The 20,431-nt window shown below is 41.9% G+C and carries 21 protein-coding genes and 1 other annotated feature; of the genes, 4 read left to right on the top strand and 17 right to left on the bottom strand.

The annotated features are described in order from the left end of the window. Positions 1 to 452: 452 nt before the first annotated feature. The 4 genes from cysK to nifS all read right to left on the bottom strand — a co-directional run bounded on the left by cysK (position 453) and on the right by nifS (position 4,581). The gene (gene cysK / locus DXA60_RS14550; RefSeq protein WP_117922080.1) at positions 453 to 1,385 is read right to left on the bottom strand and encodes a cysteine synthase A; all 933 of its coding nucleotides are present in this window, start codon (positions 1,383 to 1,385) and stop codon (positions 453 to 455) included. A 109-nt stretch (positions 1,386 to 1,494) separates the two neighbouring features. Further along, the gene (locus DXA60_RS14545) at positions 1,495 to 2,802 is read right to left on the bottom strand and encodes an O-acetylhomoserine aminocarboxypropyltransferase/cysteine synthase family protein (protein ID WP_117922079.1); all 1,308 of its coding nucleotides are present in this window, start codon (positions 2,800 to 2,802) and stop codon (positions 1,495 to 1,497) included. A gap of 27 nt (positions 2,803 to 2,829) precedes the next feature. Next, on the bottom strand, positions 2,830 to 3,267 hold the full coding sequence (nifU, locus tag DXA60_RS14540; protein WP_117922078.1) for a Fe-S cluster assembly scaffold protein NifU: 438 nt from the start codon (positions 3,265 to 3,267) through the stop codon (positions 2,830 to 2,832). Between the two features lie 129 nt (positions 3,268 to 3,396). After that, the gene (nifS, locus tag DXA60_RS14535) at positions 3,397 to 4,581 is read right to left on the bottom strand and encodes a cysteine desulfurase NifS (RefSeq protein ID WP_117922077.1); all 1,185 of its coding nucleotides are present in this window, start codon (positions 4,579 to 4,581) and stop codon (positions 3,397 to 3,399) included. Between the two features lie 358 nt (positions 4,582 to 4,939). On the opposite strand from nifS, the gene DXA60_RS14530 reads away from it, so the two are divergent. After that, the gene (locus DXA60_RS14530; RefSeq protein WP_243006906.1) at positions 4,940 to 5,965 is read left to right on the top strand and encodes a hypothetical protein; all 1,026 of its coding nucleotides are present in this window, start codon (positions 4,940 to 4,942) and stop codon (positions 5,963 to 5,965) included. A 12-nt stretch (positions 5,966 to 5,977) separates the two neighbouring features. On the opposite strand, the gene DXA60_RS14525 is transcribed toward DXA60_RS14530, so the two are convergent. The 4 genes from DXA60_RS14525 to DXA60_RS14510 all read right to left on the bottom strand — a co-directional run bounded on the left by DXA60_RS14525 (position 5,978) and on the right by DXA60_RS14510 (position 9,136). Next, positions 5,978 to 7,246, bottom strand: coding sequence for an HlyC/CorC family transporter (locus tag DXA60_RS14525; RefSeq protein WP_117922076.1), 1,269 nt, complete (start codon positions 7,244 to 7,246; stop codon positions 5,978 to 5,980). Between the two features lie 283 nt (positions 7,247 to 7,529). Next, positions 7,530 to 7,988 (bottom strand): hypothetical protein, encoded by a 459-nt coding sequence (locus DXA60_RS14520; protein WP_117922075.1) that lies wholly within the window; start codon positions 7,986 to 7,988, stop codon positions 7,530 to 7,532. Beyond that, positions 7,954 to 8,532 (bottom strand): AAA family ATPase, encoded by a 579-nt coding sequence (locus DXA60_RS14515; RefSeq protein WP_117922074.1) that lies wholly within the window; start codon positions 8,530 to 8,532, stop codon positions 7,954 to 7,956. Before DXA60_RS14515 ends, DXA60_RS14520 begins: the two co-directional genes overlap by 35 nt. 277 nt (positions 8,533 to 8,809) lie before the next feature. Further along, on the bottom strand, positions 8,810 to 9,136 hold the full coding sequence (locus tag DXA60_RS14510) for a helix-turn-helix domain-containing protein (protein WP_243006905.1): 327 nt from the start codon (positions 9,134 to 9,136) through the stop codon (positions 8,810 to 8,812). A gap of 238 nt (positions 9,137 to 9,374) precedes the next feature. On the opposite strand from DXA60_RS14510, the gene DXA60_RS14505 reads away from it, so the two are divergent. Next, positions 9,375 to 9,734, top strand: a complete 360-nt coding sequence (locus DXA60_RS14505; RefSeq protein WP_117922073.1) for a metal-dependent transcriptional regulator — start codon at positions 9,375 to 9,377, stop codon at positions 9,732 to 9,734. Positions 9,735 to 9,833: 99 nt separating this feature from the next. Here the strand turns inward: DXA60_RS14505 and DXA60_RS14500 are convergent, their stop codons facing one another. The 4 genes from DXA60_RS14500 to DXA60_RS14485 form a co-directional block, all read right to left on the bottom strand. Beyond that, positions 9,834 to 11,834, bottom strand: coding sequence for a 2-isopropylmalate synthase (locus tag DXA60_RS14500; protein WP_117922072.1), 2,001 nt, complete (start codon positions 11,832 to 11,834; stop codon positions 9,834 to 9,836). A gap of 249 nt (positions 11,835 to 12,083) precedes the next feature. Beyond that, positions 12,084 to 12,361, bottom strand: a binding site (T-box leader). Between the two features lie 89 nt (positions 12,362 to 12,450). Beyond that, positions 12,451 to 12,996 carry a DUF3877 family protein gene (locus DXA60_RS14495; protein ID WP_117922071.1) on the bottom strand — a complete coding sequence of 182 codons (546 nt, stop codon included), beginning with the start codon at positions 12,994 to 12,996 and terminating at the stop codon, positions 12,451 to 12,453. A 117-nt stretch (positions 12,997 to 13,113) separates the two neighbouring features. Further along, entirely contained in the window at positions 13,114 to 13,545 is a 432-nt protein-coding gene (locus DXA60_RS14490) for an RrF2 family transcriptional regulator (RefSeq protein ID WP_015522474.1), read from the bottom strand. 145 nt (positions 13,546 to 13,690) lie between these two features. After that, the gene (locus DXA60_RS14485; protein ID WP_117922070.1) at positions 13,691 to 14,011 is read right to left on the bottom strand and encodes an MGMT family protein; all 321 of its coding nucleotides are present in this window, start codon (positions 14,009 to 14,011) and stop codon (positions 13,691 to 13,693) included. Positions 14,012 to 14,195: 184 nt separating this feature from the next. On the opposite strand from DXA60_RS14485, the gene DXA60_RS14480 reads away from it, so the two are divergent. Beyond that, positions 14,196 to 15,866: a SulP family inorganic anion transporter gene (locus tag DXA60_RS14480; RefSeq protein WP_117922069.1), complete on the top strand. Its 1,671-nt coding sequence runs from the start codon at positions 14,196 to 14,198 to the stop codon at positions 15,864 to 15,866. Positions 15,867 to 15,923: 57 nt separating this feature from the next. Here the strand turns inward: DXA60_RS14480 and DXA60_RS14475 are convergent, their stop codons facing one another. From DXA60_RS14475 to DXA60_RS14465, 3 genes are all read right to left on the bottom strand, one after another. Continuing rightward, positions 15,924 to 16,340, bottom strand: coding sequence for a hypothetical protein (locus DXA60_RS14475; protein ID WP_117922068.1), 417 nt, complete (start codon positions 16,338 to 16,340; stop codon positions 15,924 to 15,926). After that, on the bottom strand, positions 16,327 to 16,809 hold the full coding sequence (locus tag DXA60_RS14470; protein WP_243006904.1) for a GerMN domain-containing protein: 483 nt from the start codon (positions 16,807 to 16,809) through the stop codon (positions 16,327 to 16,329). The genes DXA60_RS14475 and DXA60_RS14470 overlap by 14 nt, the downstream gene beginning before the upstream one ends. A 321-nt stretch (positions 16,810 to 17,130) precedes the next feature. Then, the gene (locus tag DXA60_RS14465; protein WP_158570885.1) at positions 17,131 to 17,964 is read right to left on the bottom strand and encodes a MerR family transcriptional regulator; all 834 of its coding nucleotides are present in this window, start codon (positions 17,962 to 17,964) and stop codon (positions 17,131 to 17,133) included. 136 nt (positions 17,965 to 18,100) lie between these two features. Between DXA60_RS14465 and DXA60_RS14460 the strand changes: the two genes are divergently transcribed. Then, positions 18,101 to 19,429, top strand: coding sequence for an MATE family efflux transporter (locus DXA60_RS14460; RefSeq protein ID WP_117922065.1), 1,329 nt, complete (start codon positions 18,101 to 18,103; stop codon positions 19,427 to 19,429). Here the strand turns inward: DXA60_RS14460 and DXA60_RS14455 are convergent. Together DXA60_RS14455 and DXA60_RS14450 are read right to left on the bottom strand one after the other, a co-directional pair. Next, entirely contained in the window at positions 19,420 to 19,830 is a 411-nt protein-coding gene (locus DXA60_RS14455; RefSeq protein WP_022112593.1) for a CBS domain-containing protein, read from the bottom strand. The two genes, DXA60_RS14460 and DXA60_RS14455, sit on opposite strands and share 10 nt — an antisense overlap. A gap of 93 nt (positions 19,831 to 19,923) precedes the next feature. Then, entirely contained in the window at positions 19,924 to 20,292 is a 369-nt protein-coding gene (locus tag DXA60_RS14450; protein ID WP_015522467.1) for a PBECR4 domain-containing protein, read from the bottom strand. Positions 20,293 to 20,431 lie beyond the last annotated feature (139 nt).

Raw genomic sequence — 20,431 nt, 5'->3', positions numbered from 1 at the left:
TAGAAAATCTTAGTGTGTCTGTAGGTACACAGTGATGTTCTGCCACGGATGGCAGAACAAGGCAGCATCGAGTCATGGATGACTCGTTGTTGCCGGTCACGTCACTCCGAGAAAATCTAACCCAGACACACTTAGACTTTTCTTATTTTCGTACAACGGAACCAAAATTAACTCCGGCTTTGCGTAAGATGCCACTCACAAGCCTGCGACACACCATTTGGACGGGCGACGCATATCACCCACAAACCAGCATTTGTCCGGCTTTTTCTAAAACATATATCCAAAAAAAGCCACACTGCCGGTTCAATGTCACTAAATTAACATTAAATCAGCAGTGTGGCTTTTTGTCTATGATTCTATTGCAGGCTGCCATTTGTCATCTGACAGCTTTTATTATGATTGAACTTAAACAGCAAATCTTAATTCTCTGACTGACAATTGATAAAATCGGCTTAGTCAGCAAATAATGCTGTAGAGTAGTAGCGGTCACCACTGTCCGGAAGAAGGGCAACGATTGTTTTTCCTTTGTTTTCCGGGCGTTTTGCAAGCTCGATCGCTGCATATAATGCTGCGCCGGAAGAAATTCCGACTAATACACCCTCTGCTTTTGCAAGTTCTTTTCCAGTTGCAAATGCATCTTCGTTTGCTACCGGGAATACCTCATCATAAATTTTGGTATCTAATACTTCCGGAACAAATCCTGCACCGATTCCCTGAATCTTATGAGGGCCTGCAGTTCCCTTGGAAAGAACCGGCGATGTCTCAGGCTCAACTGCTACAACCTTTACATCTTTATTCTGGGATTTTAAGTACTGACCAACACCGGTAACTGTTCCACCGGTACCAACACCTGCAACGAATATATCTACTTTACCGTCTGTATCTGCCCAGATCTCCGGTCCTGTTGTCTCAAAGTGAGCCTGTACGTTTGCCGGGTTTGTAAACTGGGATGGGATAAAACTTCCAGGAATCTCTTTTGCAAGTTCTTCTGCTTTTGCGATCGCACCTTTCATTCCCTTTGCACCCTCTGTTAAAACGATCTCTGCACCGTATGCTTTTAATATGTTGCGGCGCTCAACGCTCATGGTCTCAGGCATTGTTAAAATGATACGGTATCCTTTTGCTGCTGCGATAGAAGCAAGACCGATTCCTGTATTTCCGGATGTTGGCTCAATGATAACAGAACCTTCTTTTAAAAGTCCTTTCTCCTCTGCATCTTTTACCATGTAATATGCAGCACGGTCTTTGACACTTCCTGATGTATTAAAATACTCAAGTTTTACAAGAACTTTTGCCTCAAGTCCTTTGTTTTTCTCTAATTTTGTTACTTCTAATAAAGGTGTTTTTCCAATTAAATCTGTTGCACTCTGGTATACGTTTGCCATAATAATGTCTCCTTTTCTGTGCTGTTTTGCACGAATCTGTTATTTGAATGCTGCTGTTTCCGAAATTTACAATAGATACTTTAAAACTCCGGCTGATAAAAACTACTTGTTACTTTATTGCCTTAAATGCCTCATCAAGGTCTTCAATGATATCCTTGATATTCTCTGTTCCGATGGAAAGGCGGATCGTGTTCGGGTAAATTCCCTGCTCTGCCAGTTCTGCCTCATTTAACTGTGCATGTGTGGTAGAAGCCGGATGAATGACAAGTGATTTTACATCTGCCACGTTTGCAAGTAAGGAAAAGATCTCAAGATTATCAATAAAATCTTTTGCCGTCTGCTCATCTCCTTTGATCTCAAAGGTAAAGATAGAACCGCCACCGTTCGGGAAGTATTTTTTGTACAGCTCCTGCTGCTCTTTATCCTGTGTAACGGACGGGTGATGTACCTTCTCCACCTGCGGATGATTGTTTAAATACTCTACAACCTTTAATGCATTTTCGACATGACGTTCTACACGCAAGGACAGTGTCTCAAGTCCCTGTAAAAACATAAATGCATGGAATGGCGAGATCGTTGCTCCGGTATCACGAAGTAAGATCGCACGGATTCTTGTAACGAATGCTGCCGGTCCTGCTGCCTGTGAAAAGCTGATTCCATGGTAGCTCGGATTTGGTTCCGTGATAGCAGGGAACTTGCCGGATGCCTCCCAGTCAAACTTTCCGCTGTCTACAATAACACCACCGATTGCAGTTCCATGACCACCGATGAATTTTGTTGCAGAATGAACAACGATGTCTGCACCATATTCGATCGGGCGAAGCAGATACGGGGTTGCAAATGTATTGTCCACAACAAGTGGTATTTTATGTGCATGGGCGATCTTTGCGATTGCCTCAATGTCGCTGACATCTGAGTTTGGATTTCCGAATGTTTCTATGTAAAGTGCTTTTGTATTGTCCTGAATCGCTTTTTCAAAGTTTGAAACATCAAGCGGATCAACGAATGTTGTTGTGATTCCGTAATCCGGCAGTGTATGCTCTAACAGGTTGTAAGAACCACCGTAAATATTGTTTGCTGCAACGATATGATCACCGGCATGTGCAAGGTTCTCGATCGTATATGTGATCGCTGCTGCACCGGATGCTACTGCAAGTGCTGCAACACCACCCTCTAATGCTGCGATTCTCTTTTCAAATACATCCTCGGTCGGATTGGTAAGTCTTCCATAGATATTACCTGCATCTTTTAAGCCAAAACGGTCTGCAGCATGCTGGCTGTTATGGAATACATAAGAAGATGTCGCATAGATCGGTACTGCTCTTGCATCAGTAACCGGATCTGCTTCCTCCTGTCCTACATGTAACTGTAATGTTTCAAAACCCAGATTTCTTTCGCTCAAATGTTTTTTGCCCATAGATCACTTTTCCTTCATTTAATATAATTAGTATTCTTCTTCCTCTTCTTTTTCACTGATATCATTTACCGGACGCTCTAAGCCTTCAATCTTGATACCATTCTTCTCTGCATAATCCCAGAGTGCTGCATGGATCGCTTCCTCTGCAAGCAGGGAACAGTGTACTTTTACTGGTGGAAGTCCGTCTAATGCTTCCATAACTGCTTTGTTGGTAACTTCAAGTGCTTCCTGGATTGTTTTTCCTTTTACAAGCTCAGTTGCCATGCTGCTGGTTGCAACGGCTGCGCCGCATCCGAAAGTTTTAAATTTTGCTTCTTTAATGATTCCATTATCATCAATATCAAGATACATTCGCATGATATCTCCGCATTTTGCATTACCAACGGTACCAACACCGCTTGGATTCTCCATCTCTCCAACGTTTCTCGGATGATTAAAATGATCCATTACTTTCTCACTGTACATATCTGATTTCTCCTTCTTTATCTCTCTACGCTCAATTTGTTTTTAATTATACAAATCCATTTTTTGCTCTTGCAATTTGTTTTCATTTTGCAAATTTAAATTTTTTACTCTTACAGATCTGCTCTGATTTTATTTATTCTGTTCTTTTACAAAATCCTCATATAATGGGGACATGCCGCGCAGACGCTCAATGATCTTCTTTAACTCATCTACTGTGTAGTCGATCTCTTCCATCGTGTTCTTCTCGGATAAAGTCAGACGCAGGGAACCATGTGCGATCTCATGCGGCAGACCGATTGCAAGAAGTACATGGGATGGATCTAATGATCCTGAAGTACATGCAGAACCACTGGAACCACAGATTCCTGCCTGGTCTAAGAGAATCAGCATGGACTCTCCCTCGATGAAACGGAAGCAGAAGTTTGCATTGTTCGGCAGTCGGTCTGTACGGTGTCCGTTTAATCTGGTATAAGGAATTTCTTTTAATATACGCTCGATCAGATGATCTCTTAATGCGATCTCTTTTGCACTGCGTTCTTCCATATTTTCTTTTGCAAGTTTTGCAGCTGTACCGATTCCAACGATACCCGGAACATTATGTGTACCGGCACGACGTTTTCTCTCCTGTGCACCGCCGTGGATAAAGGAACGGATCTTAACACCTTTGCGGATATACATCACACCGATACCCTTTGGTCCGTTGATCTTATGACCACTTGCACTTAACATATCAATGTTCATCTCTTCCACGTCGATCGGGATATGTCCGAATGCCTGAACTGCATCTGTGTGGAATAATACACCATGATCATGTGCGATCTTTCCGATCTCTTTGATCGGCTGGATTGTTCCGATCTCATTATTTGCTGACATAATAGAGATCAGGATCGTATCCGGGCGGATCGCTTTCTCTAATTCCTCAAGGCTGATCTTTCCGTCTTCATCGACATCCAGATAAGTTACTTCATAACCTTTCTGCTCTAAGTATGCGCAGGTATGAAGGATCGCATGATGCTCGATCTTGCTTGTGATGATATGTTTTCCTTTTGACTCATATGCCTCTGCAGTTGCCTTTAATGCCCAGTTGTCTGACTCACTGCCGCCGCCGGTAAAGTAGATATCCTCCGGTCTTGCATTGATCAGATCTGCAACATTTGCTCTTGCCTCATCAACAGCCTTTTTGCTCTCCCCTGCGAAAGAATAGATTGCAGAAGGGTTGCCGTAGTGTTCTGTAAAATATGGAAGCATTGCATCTAATACTTCCGGATATACCTGTGTGGTTGCTGCATTATCTAAATAAATTAATTTTGCCATGATATCGTTCCTTTCTTTATCCTTATCTTATCCATTTTATACGCTGCTCATACTAGCAGAAAGTCCGTATATTCTGTGTGTATCCATCACCATTCTGTTTTATTTCCTAGTTTGTTGATATGATATAAGTATTATACATCATCAATTCCTATTGTCAAGATAGGAATTGTATTTTTTTGTGCAAAAACAAGAACAATCAGTTTCCACTAAAGCGAGTGACAACCTTCCTATATAATGCTATAATAAAGCGCTGAGTGCAACAGGTATCTTTATATTTTAATAGATAATTTTACTCAGGAAAGGTTTTGCAAACAGAATTTATTTGATGCACAAAATGGTGCAGGAAATGAGGATTTTTATGAACCAGCTATTTTCACCGGAACTGATCCCGGATTATATGCACGCGCACCCGGAGTACGGGGTAAAGCGTATTTTAACTTATACTGTGTATCGTTTTTTATCTTTTGCCGGAGAAGAAGATGATACACTCGCAGCTTATTTAAAAGATACGCTGTTTCCAACGGACGAAACTCTCGATTTTTCCCTGATCGATGATTATCTGGATTTAGATCCTTATTTCTGCCCGGTACTAAAAGAGGACAGCTTTGACGTATTTTTCTTATATACTGCGATCAGCATTTTAGAAAATGCCTTTGACGTATTTGCTTTAGGCGATGAACTTGCCATCATAGATGACCTGATCTTAACAAAATATCCGGTGCTTGGCTCCGTATCATTAGATGATGCAGGTATCCGCCTGGATGCACTGATCGGCAATGGAGCCGAATTTTACGCTGTTTTGTATCTTGCTCTGACAAGATATCCATCTGCCCTTGGCAGTCTGCTCCCACAATTTGGTGCAGCTTACCACGACAGCTACCAGTTCACCGGTGACGATACGGCACTTTACGATTTCATGGACGAATATTTTGAAACAAAAAACTGTCTGCTTCAGCCGTTTTTTGCAGAGCTTTCCAATACACTCGTTGCCGCGACACTCGGCTATTACAAAACAGACTTAGAAACACTCCTCGCAACAGAAATTCCTGGAATTTTAAACGGATCTGCTTCCCGCTTTGCCGTACAGAAACGTTTTGGTGCACTCGGACTTACCAGACTGCCGGATCATGACAGTTGTCTTGCACTGTTGTCGGAGTCTTTCCGCTACGCAGCACTTTATGAACTGCGCAGCAACCTCTTTGACTATCATCTTGAGGAAGATCGACTGGTTACAGCAGATAACTGGAAAGATACGATCCGTTTTCATTTTGTACAGTACCAGCACATCTACGAACAGGCGCTTGACGGATTTTATGCGGCTGTCCTTTCACGTAAGCTGCTGCTTGCAGAATTTTCGGAGGAATTAAAAAAACTGGGGTTCTAGTCCCCAGTTTTTTTATTCTTTTCCTTCTTCCGATTCCGGTTCTCTCAGATCACGGATACGCACCTGTTCGATCCTCTTGCCGGACATCTCAGTCACTTCTATCTCAAGTTTAAATTCTTCATCCACATGAAAATCTCCGGCTTTCGGAATACATTCAAACTGTTCCATTACCCAGCCACTGACCGTCTGCACGTCAAATTCTGCCTCACGGTCCAGACATTCAAACAGTTTCTCAACTTTTGTTTTTCCGGCGACCAGATATTCATTGTCACTGATCCGCTCAATCTCAGTTTCCACCTTATCGTGCTCATCCCAGATCTCGCCGACAAGTTCTTCTAAGATGTCCTCTAACGTAATGATTCCTGCCGTTCCGCCATACTCATCCATCGCAACCGCAATGTGCAGTTTTTTCTGCTGAAGTTCCCGCAAAAGATCATCGATCTTTTTATTTTTTGTTGTAAAAATCACCGGACGCACAGACTCACGAATTGTCACATCCGAGTGGTAAATAAAGTTGTAAAAATCTTTCTGATATAAAATACCAATGATCTGGTCAATATTTTCCTCATAAACCGGAAGTCTCGAATATCCCGTATCCGCAAATATTTTTGCAATCTCATCTTTTGGCATATCCACTGGAATTCCGACAATATCAATTCGTGGTGTATAAATATCCACCGCTTCAAGTTCATCAAATTCGATTGCACTGCGGATCAGCACACGCTCATCCTCTCCGATACCTCCGCCTGCCTGCGCCTCATCAACAATCGTAAGCAGTTCTTCCTCTGTGATTCCTGTCTCTTCCTCTGATTTAAAGATATGTGATAACAGTTTTTTCCACTGTGCAAACACAAAATTAAGCGGCATCAGGATTTTTACCAGCACTGAAATGATCGGTGCAGAAAACAGAGCAAATTTGTCCGGCGATTCCTTTGCAATACTTTTCGGTGAAATTTCGCCAAAGATGAGGACAAGCACTGTTGTAACGATCGTTGAAACACTTGCTCCCTTTGCATCCCCAAGTATCTTTACAAATAAGATTGTTGCAAGTGAGGACGATAAAATATTTACGATATTATTTCCGATCAGGATCGTTGACAAAAGGTTGTCATATTTTTCTTCCAGTTCCAGTACCAGGGCTGCCCGTTTATTTCCTTTGTCCGCCATATTTTTCATGCGGATCCGGTTCAGAGATAAAAAGGCTGTCTCTGTCGCCGAAAAATAAGCTGACATGATAAGACATACCGCGATAATGATAAAAAACAATGAGTCACTTCCCATAAAAAAATAATTCCTCTCTTTCCACGCAAAAAAGCATAGCTGCAACTGTCTGCTTCTCCAGACGGCAGTTATGCTTTCTTATATTTATATATTGATATCATAAGTCTGTTATTCTGATTCGGGTAAGGATCCGCGTCCCCGTCCGCACTGTCTGACATAGTACTCTCCATTCCTGCATGTGAATAACTTTACCTTCACACGAATTTCATATAAATTGTGTTTTAGATGTATTATATCAAAATGCCTCTTACATAGCAAGGAATTTTTTTCCAGTTTCCATTTTTTAATTTTCCCTGTTTTCAGTCGGTTTCTCCTCTCCCAGATACATGAACGGTAAAAATAACGTTTTCAAAGATTCCGATTTTGACCAGTCAATTTTAGAAATAAAAGTTCCAAAGGATCTCATCGCATTCTGGGGATTTCGAATACTGAAAAAAGTTCCGACTGCAGCCTTATTCGCTTTATTGATTATTCTTCCAATTTTTGCATCCGAATCTTCATCTCTGTCTGTGACAACCATTAATGAAGATATGTCCTGCTCAATAAGCATATTATTTACACGATGTTGTTTCACAAAATGCGCAAATTTACCATTACTGCCAACCCCACATAAGACAAGCTGATTTCCATCTTTCGAAAGACTCTCAATGTGCTCATATTCCTCAAGCGGGACTATCCCAAGTCTGTTACTTTTTTCGAATTTCCATTCATACACATAATACTTTTCTGTTTTCGTACACATATTTACCCGTAACATTCCGGGCAGCTATGTTACTGCCTTTATCTGAATCAACTTTTTTTAATGTAATAACCTTAATTGGATCATTGATATCATGATTATTTTCATAATCACCATATCTTAATATTGCATCAATAGCTTCAATACTATGAGTTGCTATGAATAATTGAACGTTCAGTTTATTTGCAAGCGCAAATACAACGGGAAACAATGTATCGTAATATTTTTTATGCAGCCCCGTTTCTATTTCATCGATCATTAGTGTCGAGTCTGCGGCATCAACCAATTTATTAAGAATATATAATATTTTTTTAATACCATCGCCATAAACAGAAAACGGCATATTTACACTATTCTTTGTGATAATGGACTCTAAATATGATCCATCATCTGCTTTTGTATAACAAATATCTGCAATTGAATCATCGAACTGTCTTAAAATATCAATGACAAGTTTCTTGTATTCTGTATTATCTACAATATTCTTTAGTAAATCATAACGCAAATGTCCAAAGGATGGGATATAATGAACCTCTCTTTTTATCATAGATCCTGTGATCCCAGTGTCCAAAGGAGTGCCGTTTACAACTTTTTCTACTGGCTTATTTTCGATTTTGGTAATAATGCTTCCTGTAAATAATTTCGCTGTTTCAGGGATGAAAGCTGACTGCCTTCAATACAGTGCCATCTGGCGGGGCGACCGCGTTGACTGTTGAAGCGCTTCATCACCGGAAATAGTTCGTTCATATCCTCTCAATTTAAACTCAAGCGGTCCACTATTACTGCCCGCATAAATATCAACGCCCAATTGTTCTTTGTTTTATTTAATCATCTCCCTCGATATCTTCAAAACATATTACCAGTCTTGTGTGTGTAGCCGATGCAATCTTTTGCAATGTTTCTATTCTGGGAACTACTTTACCATTTTGTATTTTGCTAATATTAGATTGGGACATATTCGTAATACGGCACAAATCCTCCTGTGTAAAATTATTTTCATCCAGCACTCTCTGTATTTCCTCCGATACTCCACTCAGAACTTCATGCAAAGTATCCTGTGAGTTATCTATCATTTCTTCTCTCGATTCAGAAACAGGTTTTTTTAAGTTGTTGATCTGTTCGAATATAGACTTCATATCTTCGTTACTCATAACAACAGCCTCCTTATATGTTAAGTACAACATATATTGTTAAAAATATACATTAAATTGTTATACGTGACATATTTCAAACTTACCTTTCAACACCCCGAAAATACAAATAAAATTTGCTGTCAGCTCCGAATTATGGTATACTATAATAAATATATTTTAAGCGGGGCACATTTCCCCTGATAGGATTCCGTTTCCTGTCAGTGGATCATCCTATAGACAGAAAAGAGGTATTTTTATGCAGGTTAACGAATCATCTGAGAACTATTTAGAGACCATCCTGATCCTTAGCAAACGTAATCCGGTCGTACGTTCCGTTGATATCGCTGAAGAGCTTGGTTTTAAAAAGTCAAGTGTCAGCGTTGCAATGAAAAACTTACGCGAGAAAAATAATATCACCGTTACCAAAGAAGGATATATTTATCTGACCGATTCGGGTCGTGAAATTGCAGAAATGATCTATGAACGTCATGAACTTTTAACAGACTGGCTGACACGTCTCGGTGTTGATCCAAAGATCGCAGCCGAAGATGCATGCCGCATGGAACATGTCATCAGTAAAGAAAGTTTTGATGCGATCAAAAAACATATCAAATAAATTGATACATAGTACTAAAAATAAGAGGTTCTCACCGGAACAACTTCCGGGAGCACCTCTTATTTTTATGACTTTTTTATTTCTGTGCTGTTTTTCGCACTATTTATATTGTCTGCGGAACTGTACCGGCGTCATCTCATACGCTTTTTTAAACAAACGGTTAAAATGTTCCACATTCTCATATCCAACGCTTGCTGCGATTGATTCCACCGTCTGATTTGACTCTTTTAAAAGTCTTCTTGCTTTTTTCATTCGCGCAGCTTTTACCGCATCCTGGAATGTCATACCGGACTTTTCCTTGATATACTTGGAAAGATACGGTTTGGAGAGTCCGAATTTTTCAGCAAGTACATCCATCGTCACATCCACATAATTATTCTGAATGTAATTCATGATCTCCATAATGCGCTCATCTCTGCCCTCAATGATATTTTCACTTTTCGCCATCTTATTTGTGGCAGAAACCAGTGCTGCAATAGAACTCTTGATGATATCTTCATCCACACCAACACCCCAGAAATGTTTTCCCTGGCAGATGATCTCCACGTAAGCTGCTGCCTTTGAGGAAGATCCCTCTGAAATCGCATGCTCCTGATAGGCTGCCAGCTCATAACTGATGCCAAAATACATCTTTATCGCATTGCTGACTGCATCGAGACGTCCATTTCCGGTTGTCTCGATTACTCTGCGCTCACCGTTCTGTTCAATCGTCACACTTGCAGCAATACCATCTTTCTGCTCGAAGTGGCAATCAGGCACATCAAATACATCTTTGATGTTGACATAGTGTTCATTAAATATCTGATAGATCATATCCGGAGTCAGTTCCTCATGTCTGTGATCAGATACACCTTTGATCAGGTAACCAACTTCTTCTTTCATCTTATCCGGCAGCGACATACCAAAGTTCTGCTTTAATACGAACGCAACCCCGCCCTTACCGGACTGGCTGTTGATACGGATAACATCAGACTCATACTCTCTTCCAACATCCTTCGGATCGATCGGCAGATACGGAACATCCCAGCGTTCACCGCTCTTTCCTGCTTCTCTCCATGCCATACCTTTTGAGATCGCATCCTGATGGGAACCGGAAAATGCGGTAAATACAAGATCTCCTGCATATGGAGTACGTTCATAAACGCTCATTCTGGTAAAACGCTCATATTTTTCACGGATTGCTGCGATATTGGAAAAATCAAGTTTCGGATCTACACCATGACATACCATGTTCATTGCAAGTGTTACGATATCCACGTTTCCGGTACGCTCTCCGTTTCCAAACAAAGTACCCTCTATACGGTCAGCTCCTGCTAACACACCAAACTCAGCGTCACTGATACCGCAGCCTCTGTCGTTGTGCGGATGTACGCTTAAGATCACGTTGTCTCTGTATTTCAAGTGTTTATGGATATACTCGATCTGACATGCAAATACATGCGGCATTGCGATCTGTACCGTAGTCGGGATATTGATGATCGCCTTATGCTCTGCATCCGGTTTCCAGACATCCAGTACTGCATTGCAGACTTCCACCGCGTAATCAACCTCTGTTCCCGGGAAACTTTCCGGACTGTACTCAAATGTAAAGCTTCCATCTGTCTGTGCTGCAAGATCTCTTAACAGAATTGCTCCGTCCACTGCCAGCTTCTTTACTTCTTCTTTGCTCTTTTTAAACACCTGCTCTCTCTGTGCCACAGATGTAGAATTGTAAAGATGAATCACTGCATGCGGTGCACCTTTGACTGCTTCAAATGTTTTTTTGATAATGTGCTCACGCGCCTGTGTTAAAACCTGAACTGTAACATCTTCCGGAATCATATTCCGCTCGATTAAGGCACGCATAAAATTGTATTCTGTCTCTGAAGCTGCCGGGAAACCAACCTCGATCTCCTTGAATCCAATATCTACAAGCATCTGGAAAAATTCAATTTTTTCCTCTAAGCTCATCGGCTCGATCAGTGCCTGGTTGCCATCACGCAGATCCACGCTGCACCAGATCGGCGGCTTTTCGATCGCATCCTTCTTTACCCAGTCATATGTAACTTCCGGCGGCATAAAATATGCTTTTCCGTATTTTTCTGCAACATTAAAATTCATATTATTGATCCTCCATTCCTGTGTGCGAAAAATCTGTTTTCACACTACCATCTATTTCTGCGTGGAAAATATCTTAATCATAAGAAAGAATCCTGCTTTGCAGGATTCTCCGCCTGCGGCGGGTCGCCCCAGCGACATAATTCCACTCCGCCGCAGTGCGATCCTGCCCGGAGGGCTTTTTGATTCATAGGACGTAATTTCCTATGAATCAAAAAAATCTCTGTATGCAAAACCTGTCTGGTCTTGTCATACAGAGACGCAAAATTTTCTTCACGCGGTACCACTCTGTTTCATGGATGACCTATATCGTCACTCATGCACTCATCCGGCACTATCATGCCTTTTCCCTCTTACGGCGGGCAATCCGTCCAAGCCTACCCAGCACCTTCTGTTTCTTTAACAAAGCATCCGGTTCCTTCAGCCGGCAGCTCCAAGGCGAGTTCACAACTTCACTCTGACTGCCTCGCACCATCCGGCAGCTCTCTGCTTTCCATTCCGCTGTTACTATTCCTTTTCATTGCTTTTCGTTTTCTGTTTTACATGATAACATACCTTTTTCGAGTTCCGCAAGGTGTGATTTTATCAATTTTATTGATTTATTTTAATCTTCTATATTTTAAAACTGAAAATCTTCATAATCTTCCGGTGTAAAACGATGATAGATCAGATGGCAGCCCTCATCCGTGATGCAGTAACGGTAATCATCCGGCACCCCATCCTCAAAGTAAACCAGATAATCAAATTCCCCGTGTGTCGTCCGTTCTACATGTACATGATCCGAATATCTGTGAAACTGCTGTAAAAGCTCGTCTATCGTGCAGCCATGTTTTCCGATTGTTTCTATAAAACTGGAAATGAACTCACTTCCGTTCGTGTGTTCATGCACATAATCAACACCGCTCGGCGGAATTGCAATGCAGAAACGCTCACCTTTATTGGAGATTTCCACCCCGCCAAGTGTCTGCACCGTCTTTTTTGAAAATTCTGCAAGCAGTTCTGACATCTCTTTTTCTGCTGCATCGGTATGGAAGAAACGGTTCAGCGAGGTAATCGGATAATATAACCGGATCAGTTCACTCCGGTAACCAAGTTTTATCTGTTCTTCCTGTATGACCTCGATGATATTTTTTTCAAGTCTCGTAAAATCCACTGCCTTTTCCATTTCTTTCTTCCTTATTATTTTACTCCCCCTGTGTCAGACTGATAAATTCCGGCTTATTATTTTACTTCCACTGTGTCGGATCAATCCATTCCCACGCTTCTTATTTTCTCATAAAATTCAGATTACATACTCGCCGGCACGCTGTCTCTCGTAGTCCACTAAATCTGCGAGTGTGATACTGTCAACAACCTGGTTGATCGCCTCGTTCATTTTTTTCCACACCAGAACTGTTGCACAGTCATTCATCTTATCACAGGTGTCTTCATCCTCGACGCATGCCACCGGTGCAAGGCTTCCCTCTGTCAGGCGTAATATCATTCCGACGGTATATTCTTCCGGTCTTTTTGTCAGAATGTATCCTCCCTGTGCACCACGAATGCTCTTTACATATTTTGCCTTATTTAAAACGGAAATAATCTGCTCTAAATATTTATCTGAAATTTCCTGGCGTCTCGCAATATCCTTTAAACTGATCGGCTCTCCGGTATTATTCAGTGCAAGATCCAGCATCAGGCGTAACGCATATCTTCCTTTTGTTGATATTCTCATATTTTCCTCATTTCTGCGCTGTTTTTCATATTTTAGGCTTGCGGATGCAGCTCAGCCGCAAACTTATGAATAAACGATTCTTTTATCATCGTATTAGAAGTATATCCGACTATTCATACCATGTCAATAGGAATTAAAGTATTCGTTAAAATATCTCTTTGCGCCACTGATATTTTGAAAGATCAACAAACCCGTCTTTTACCTCTATGCCATCCGCTTCCAAAAGTCCGATCTGCCTGTTTTCGCCACCAAATGCAAAGGCCTCCGAAACTCTCCCCTCACGGTTTACTACCCGGTAACACGGGATTCCCTCCGGATCCGGATTTACATGCAGCGCATAGCCGACCACCCTGGCCCACCTTTTGTTGCCCGCAAGCGCTGCCACCTGTCCATAGGTTGCAACCGTACCGCGTGGAATCTGTTTTACAATGTCATATATTTTTTCGTAGGAATTTTTCTGTTCCATATTAGTCCTTATTTAGATTATAAAAACTCGTAATTTTATGATGTTGCGCTCATTATATCATGAATTACTTTTTTGCGCCATTCACCTTGCAATCATGTTAAGAACATGCTAAAATTTTAACTTGCGTTTTTATAAATTTTTAATACTTTTTATACTTAGGAAAGAATTGGAGTACAAAAGACCTATGAACGAACTAAGACCAAAACTATTTGACGTAATGAAGGGCTACACAAAAGAGCAGCTCATCAAAGATATCCTTTCTGGTATCATTGTGGCGATCATTGCTCTTCCACTTTCTATCGCACTTGCGATCGCTTCCGGTGTCGGTCCGGCACAGGGACTCTACACTGCGATCGTTGCCGGATTTTTTATTTCCTTTTTCGGAGGAAGCCGTGTCCAGATTGGTGGGCCGACCGCCGCATTTGTTGTTATCATCTATGGCATCGTGACCACTTACGGTACAGACGGACTGATTGTCGCAACAATCATGGCAGGTATCATTTTATGTATTATGGGTCTCTGCCATTTTGGTTCCCTGATCAAATATATTCCTTATACGATCACGACAGGTTTTACCTGTGGTATCGCAGTCACCCTGTTTGTCGGACAGATCAAAGATTTTCTTGGACTTGATATGGGTGCTGTTCCTTCTGAATTTATTGAAAAACTTGGCGCCTATGCGGCAAATATCACAACCATCAATCCGGTTACCGTCGCAATCGGTGCCGTTGCACTTGTGATTTTAATTCTGTGGCCGAAAGTAACTGACAAACTGCCGGGATCCCTGATTGCAATTATCGTGACGACTGCCATCGTTTATTTTGCTAAACTGCCGGTCAACACGATCGGAAGTGTTTACGGAGAACTTTCCTCCGAATTTCCGTCTTTCCACATGCCGGCATTCAGCTATAAATTGGTACAGGAACTGATCTCCCCGGCATTTACGATCGCGATTTTAGCCGGTATTGAATCCCTGCTTTCCGCAGTCGTATCTGATGGTATGATCGGTGACACCCACAAGTCAAATGCCGAACTGATCGGTCAGGGACTTGGAAATATTTTTTCCGGCCTGTTTGGCGGAATCCCTGCTACCGGAGCGATTGCCCGTACTGCTGCAAACGTAAGAAACGGCGGACGTACCCCGATCGCAGGTATCACACACTGTATCACTTTAAGCATTATTTTAGTTGTTTTAATGCCGCTTGCTTCCCTAATTCCTATGACAACATTAGCCGCAGTGCTTTTAGTCGTTGCATGGAACATGGCAGACTGGACTTCCTTTTTCCATCTGTGCAAAACTGCTCCAAAGAGTGATATGATCGTACTTGTTGCAACATTTTTCCTGACTGTATTTTTTGACCTTGTCGTTGCCATCGAAGTCGGTGTCGTACTTGCCGCACTTTTATTTATGAAACGTATGGCAGAAACTGCCGATGTCACTGCCTGGAAATATGCAGATGAGCCGGATGTGACCCCTGGCGAAGCCGAGAAAATGCGCGACATTCCACACTCAATCCGTGTATTTGAGATCAGTGGACCGCTGTTTTTCGCCGCAGCCGATGAAATTCTTACAATTACCAGTGACAAGTCAACCAAAGTCATCGTTATCCGTATGCGAAGTGTTCCGGCAATCGATGCGAGTGCAATGCGTTCCTTGCGTGACCTTGCTGCCCGTGCGAAGAAAAAACATATCACTTTGATCTTCTCACATGTCAACGAACAGCCGATGTCCGTTATGAAAAAAGATCACTTTATCGAGCTGATCGGGGAAGAACATTTCCTTCCGAATATTGTGGAAGCTCTCGATTATGCGGAAAATATGGTCGCAGATTCCGGTCATAAGGCTGCGAAATAACAGAATTTATTTATTCTTATGATGAAATATCGGATTAGGATGGCTGCACACTTCCTTTTACTGTGTCAGCCATTCTATCTCCGCGTCCTCTGTCGATGTTTCCATCTCTGCCTGACCTTCCCCTTCTTTTAAAACGATGCATTTGTGATTGTCATCCACCTGAACCTGATAAAAATATTTCAAATCGTCGCTGACACCATTACTGTACTGATATTCCACAAAATACTGCGCTTGTGCCGGTGTTTCGGCAGGTTCGAAACCAAACGACGTCTCTTTGATCTCACAATCCGAATCATATTGATCTAAATACTCCTGAAAAATTGGATCTGTGTATCCTCTTGCAATCTCACTTCGATCATACAGCTCCTGCATCACGGCATCTTCCTCTATACCGGCGGATCTGCTATTTGCTCCACATCCTGCCAAAAACATTCCCATGATAAGCAGCAAACCTGTTATTTTACTCCTGCGCATCGTATGTATACCTCCCCTGCAGAGTCTCATACTCTGCATGCCCGGTGCTCCAGGTTCCTCCCTCCACCAGAAGAGACACTGCCTTGGCATCATAGGCGTCCAGATAAGTATTGACTACGCTTCCAACTGTCGCGTACTCTCCTGCTGTTCCCATCTGATTTATATATTCCTCAAATGTTTTCGACAGATCAAGCGTTATGGTATCCTCTTCCTGTTTAAAATCAAGCACTTTCACATCCGACGGAACCACACCGGCATCGATCAGCTCAGCCATGATATTTTCCGGTGTAAGCGCATCGAGCGATACCGTTTCTGTGTCAAAACCATCTGCATTTTCATTGCTTTTATATATGGTAATATTATTGTCTTCTTTATCAGCATTTTCCCGCCTGCCACAGCCTGATGCTGTCATAAGAACTATCGCTGCTAAAATCAATGCCATTTTCCGTGTTACACTTGTTCGTTTCATATTTTGCCTCCTCTTTTCCATCATTTTTCCTTTCAATCACGATTCATTTTTACCTTTTGGGTATATATGAAAATTTTGCTCGGAAAATACCCATAATTTTCCCTTAAATCCGCGTTTTTTGAGAATTTTTTTGTGATAATGGACATACACAGATAGTTTTTCATGCTATATGCCTTATACTCGCTTCGCTCGGCAGTCTTATTATATCTTATCTCATTTTGTTTTTGTTAAACCTTCGTCTAAATTAAGAAAATCTTCCATATTTCCAACCATAAAATACACGTTCTGCGAACACTCTATGATTAAGTGAAACAGCAGTCTTCACAGTTCATCCATATCTCCCCCGCAGATGCGCACCGATATCTCCGTCACATACTCCTCCACCGTCTCCGCCATCAGCTGATCCACCGTGTAAACTTCCAGGAACTCTTCCGCCAGTGTAATCTGATGTTCATCTGCATAAGCAAGAAGTTTCCGGTAAGCCTCCCCGATGTTTCTCCAGTGCCCTTTAAAATAAGTTGTCAGATATTTCCCCGCAGGCATAAAATGGCAGGACATGCCGCCCGGCTTATGTTTCATCAGCAATATTACGTTGCTGTAATTTGCATAGATCTGCCGTCTGACATCTTTTGCATACTGGATGTAACCAATCTCATAACAGATGCTTTTGCTGTTGTTCTCATAAAAATTGATCAGTTCCGCTGTGCGCTCCGCAAATTCTGATTCCGAAACGTCTAAAAATGCATCCATCAGATAATATCTGCCCGGTTTTTCACAGATAAATATCTCATCCGGCGCCTTGTCCAGATATCCCCTGACTTTTTTTCTTTTTTCTTCCATCCACTGCCTGCGATCCTTTAACAGCCGGATTTTTTCTGTCAGAATCTGTTCCTCTTTTTCAAACAGCTCCAATAATTTTTCCGGAGTCCGGTCACTTAAAAAGGCCTGGATCTCTTTTAAAGACATACCAAGTTCCTTTAGCATAATGATCGCTTCGAGCACTTCGATCTGATGGATCGAATAATAACGGTACTCGTTATCAAGCACGATCTCCGGCGAAAACAAGCCGATCTTATCATAATGAAATAAAGTGTTTTTGGTGACGTGCATGAGCTTTGCAAGCTCACCAGTTGTCAGATATTGACTTTTGTCCACTTTTAATCTCCCCTCACGAAAAAAGTTCTTGACTATATGGTAACAATATAGTTTATGATAGCATTTGTGTCTCAAAACCGCAATTTCCATCCGCGCTGACACAACATTTAAAAATATTTCAAAGGAGGAACCCATTATGGCACAGTCCATTGGTCAGGAATTCACACCTGTCACTTTATTAAAATTCGCATTACCATCCATGGTCATGATGGTACTCATGTCCTGTTATACAATCACGGACGGGATTTTTATCTCGCGCTTTCTTGGAGATAATGCGCTGTCCGCAGTCAATATCGTCTATCCGGTCATCAATATCGTACTCGCCATCGGCGTCATGCTCGCAACCGGAGGAAGCGCCGTCGTTGCAAAGAAAATGGGCGAAGGGAAAGACGATGAAGCAAAAGATAACTTTTCCATGCTCGTGTTTACCGGTGTTGTGGCGAGTGTTGTCATCCTGATACTGACGATTTTATTTTTAGAGCCAATCTGCCGCGCTCTCGGTGCAAATGATTCATTACTTGCAAACTGCAAGGCATATCTTTTTACCGTTGTTTTATTTGCCCCGGCGTGCATGCTGCAGAGCCTGTTCCAGACGTTCTTCGTGACAGCGGGAAAACCGCACATTGGCATGACGTTAGTTATCAGTGCCGGCATCGCAAACGCCGTGTTGGACTATGTATTTTTATCGCCTCTCGGCTTTGGCATTGAGGGTGCCGCCTTAGCTACCGGTATCGGTCAGCTCATACCTGCAGTCGTGGGACTCTTCTACTTTTTCTTTGTCAGGGGAGATCTTTATTTTACAAAATTTCATTTTCATGGAAGTGTCCTTTCTACTGCAAGTTTTAACGGTGCATCCGAGATGGTAACGAATATTGCAAACGCTGTGATTACTTATGCATTTAACAAAATCATGCTGCGCCTTGCCGGCGAAAACGGTGTTGCCGCAATCACGATACTGCTTTATTCCCAATTTTTATTTAATGCGCTTTTTCTTGGATTTTCCATGGGTGTTGCACCTGTGATCAGTTACAATTACGGTGCAAAAAATACAGGCGGACTGAAAAGCGTCTGCAAAATCTGCAGACGCTTCGTGATCGTTTCTTCTATTATAATTACTATTTGCTGTAACCTGCTCTCCGAGCCGATCGTACTTTTGTTTGTGGGTGGAAAAACAGCGACTTATGACCTTGCCGTCAGCGGTTTTTCGGTATTCTGTGTGACCTTTTTGTTCAGCGGTTATAACATTTTTTCATCCGCTCTCTTTACGGCACTCTCAGACGGTAAAACCTCGGCAATCATATCCTTTACAAGAACCTTTGTTTTTATCCTGCTGTCACTCCTCACACTGCCAGTCATTTGGGATGTGACCGGTGTGTGGCTCGCAATCCCGGTGGCAGAGTTTGTGACACTGTTTTTATCGATTTTTTATCAGCGCCGCAAACGGACGGTTTATCATTACGCCTGAGCAGCCGCTTTCTTTCCAAGGTATGCCAGAACATCTTTTCTGGTTACGATTCCGATAAATACCCTTTTATCATCTACAACAGGAACGAAGTTCTGGTTCATTACCTTGTCAAACAGATTCTCCATGGATTCATCGATCTTTACCGCCTGATTATCCCTTCTACGCTCGATCGACGTGATCGGCATATCCTCAAGCAGTTTCAGATCCGGGAAATTGCGGTCCTTTAAAAACCATAGTAAATCTCCTTCTGTGATCGTACCGATATATTTTCCTTCCACGCTAAGCAGCGGAATAGCTGTATAACCATGATGTTCCATTTTCTCAAGCACCTGACGCATGGTGTCCGTTTCTTCCACATGTGCTACGTCCTCCTTCGGTGTCAGAAAAAATAAAATGTTCATATGTGTTGCCCCCATTTGTTTATTGATTTGTGTATTTTGATTATACTACCATTTCGGGGGTTGGACAACAAGGGAGTTATAACCTTACTATTTTCATTCCTCATCCACTAAAATCATTTCAAATATTTCATCACTTACCCTAAGTTCATGCATACTCTGGTTCTTCGCCAGATATGGTAACACCATTAATTTCTGTTGCACTTTTCCTTTATTATCAATTTCAAAATCATACTCAGAAAGTTTTGATTCCAGGCAAGCCGCATAAAATTGTTGTGCAGACAATCTTGTTTTCACACCAGTCATATGTAAAAAGTTCATATCCCGAAATCCTACATTTACTGTCTTTATATCTTTCCTTTCCCGATATATGATTAGAAACTGTTTATCATTCAGTTTTTCTTCGTATTGCTTTACAGCTTCTATCATAATCTTTAAAGCTGCTTTCTTGTCATACTTTGCCATCCATACCCCATTAACTTGAAAAAGGCTGCCCTTTCGGACAACCTTTTCTCTTTTCTTTTAATGCTGATTTTCGGTTGTCTGCCAACCGTCCGCCTCTCCATGTGCGGCTTAACTGTGGAGTTTTTCTGTTGCTCCCCAA

The sequence above is a fragment of the Roseburia sp. OF03-24 genome, from assembly GCF_003463035.1.
Lineage (GTDB): Bacteria > Bacillota > Clostridia > Lachnospirales > Lachnospiraceae > Roseburia > Roseburia rectibacter.
This window is presented reverse-complemented; position numbering and strand designations above follow the sequence as displayed.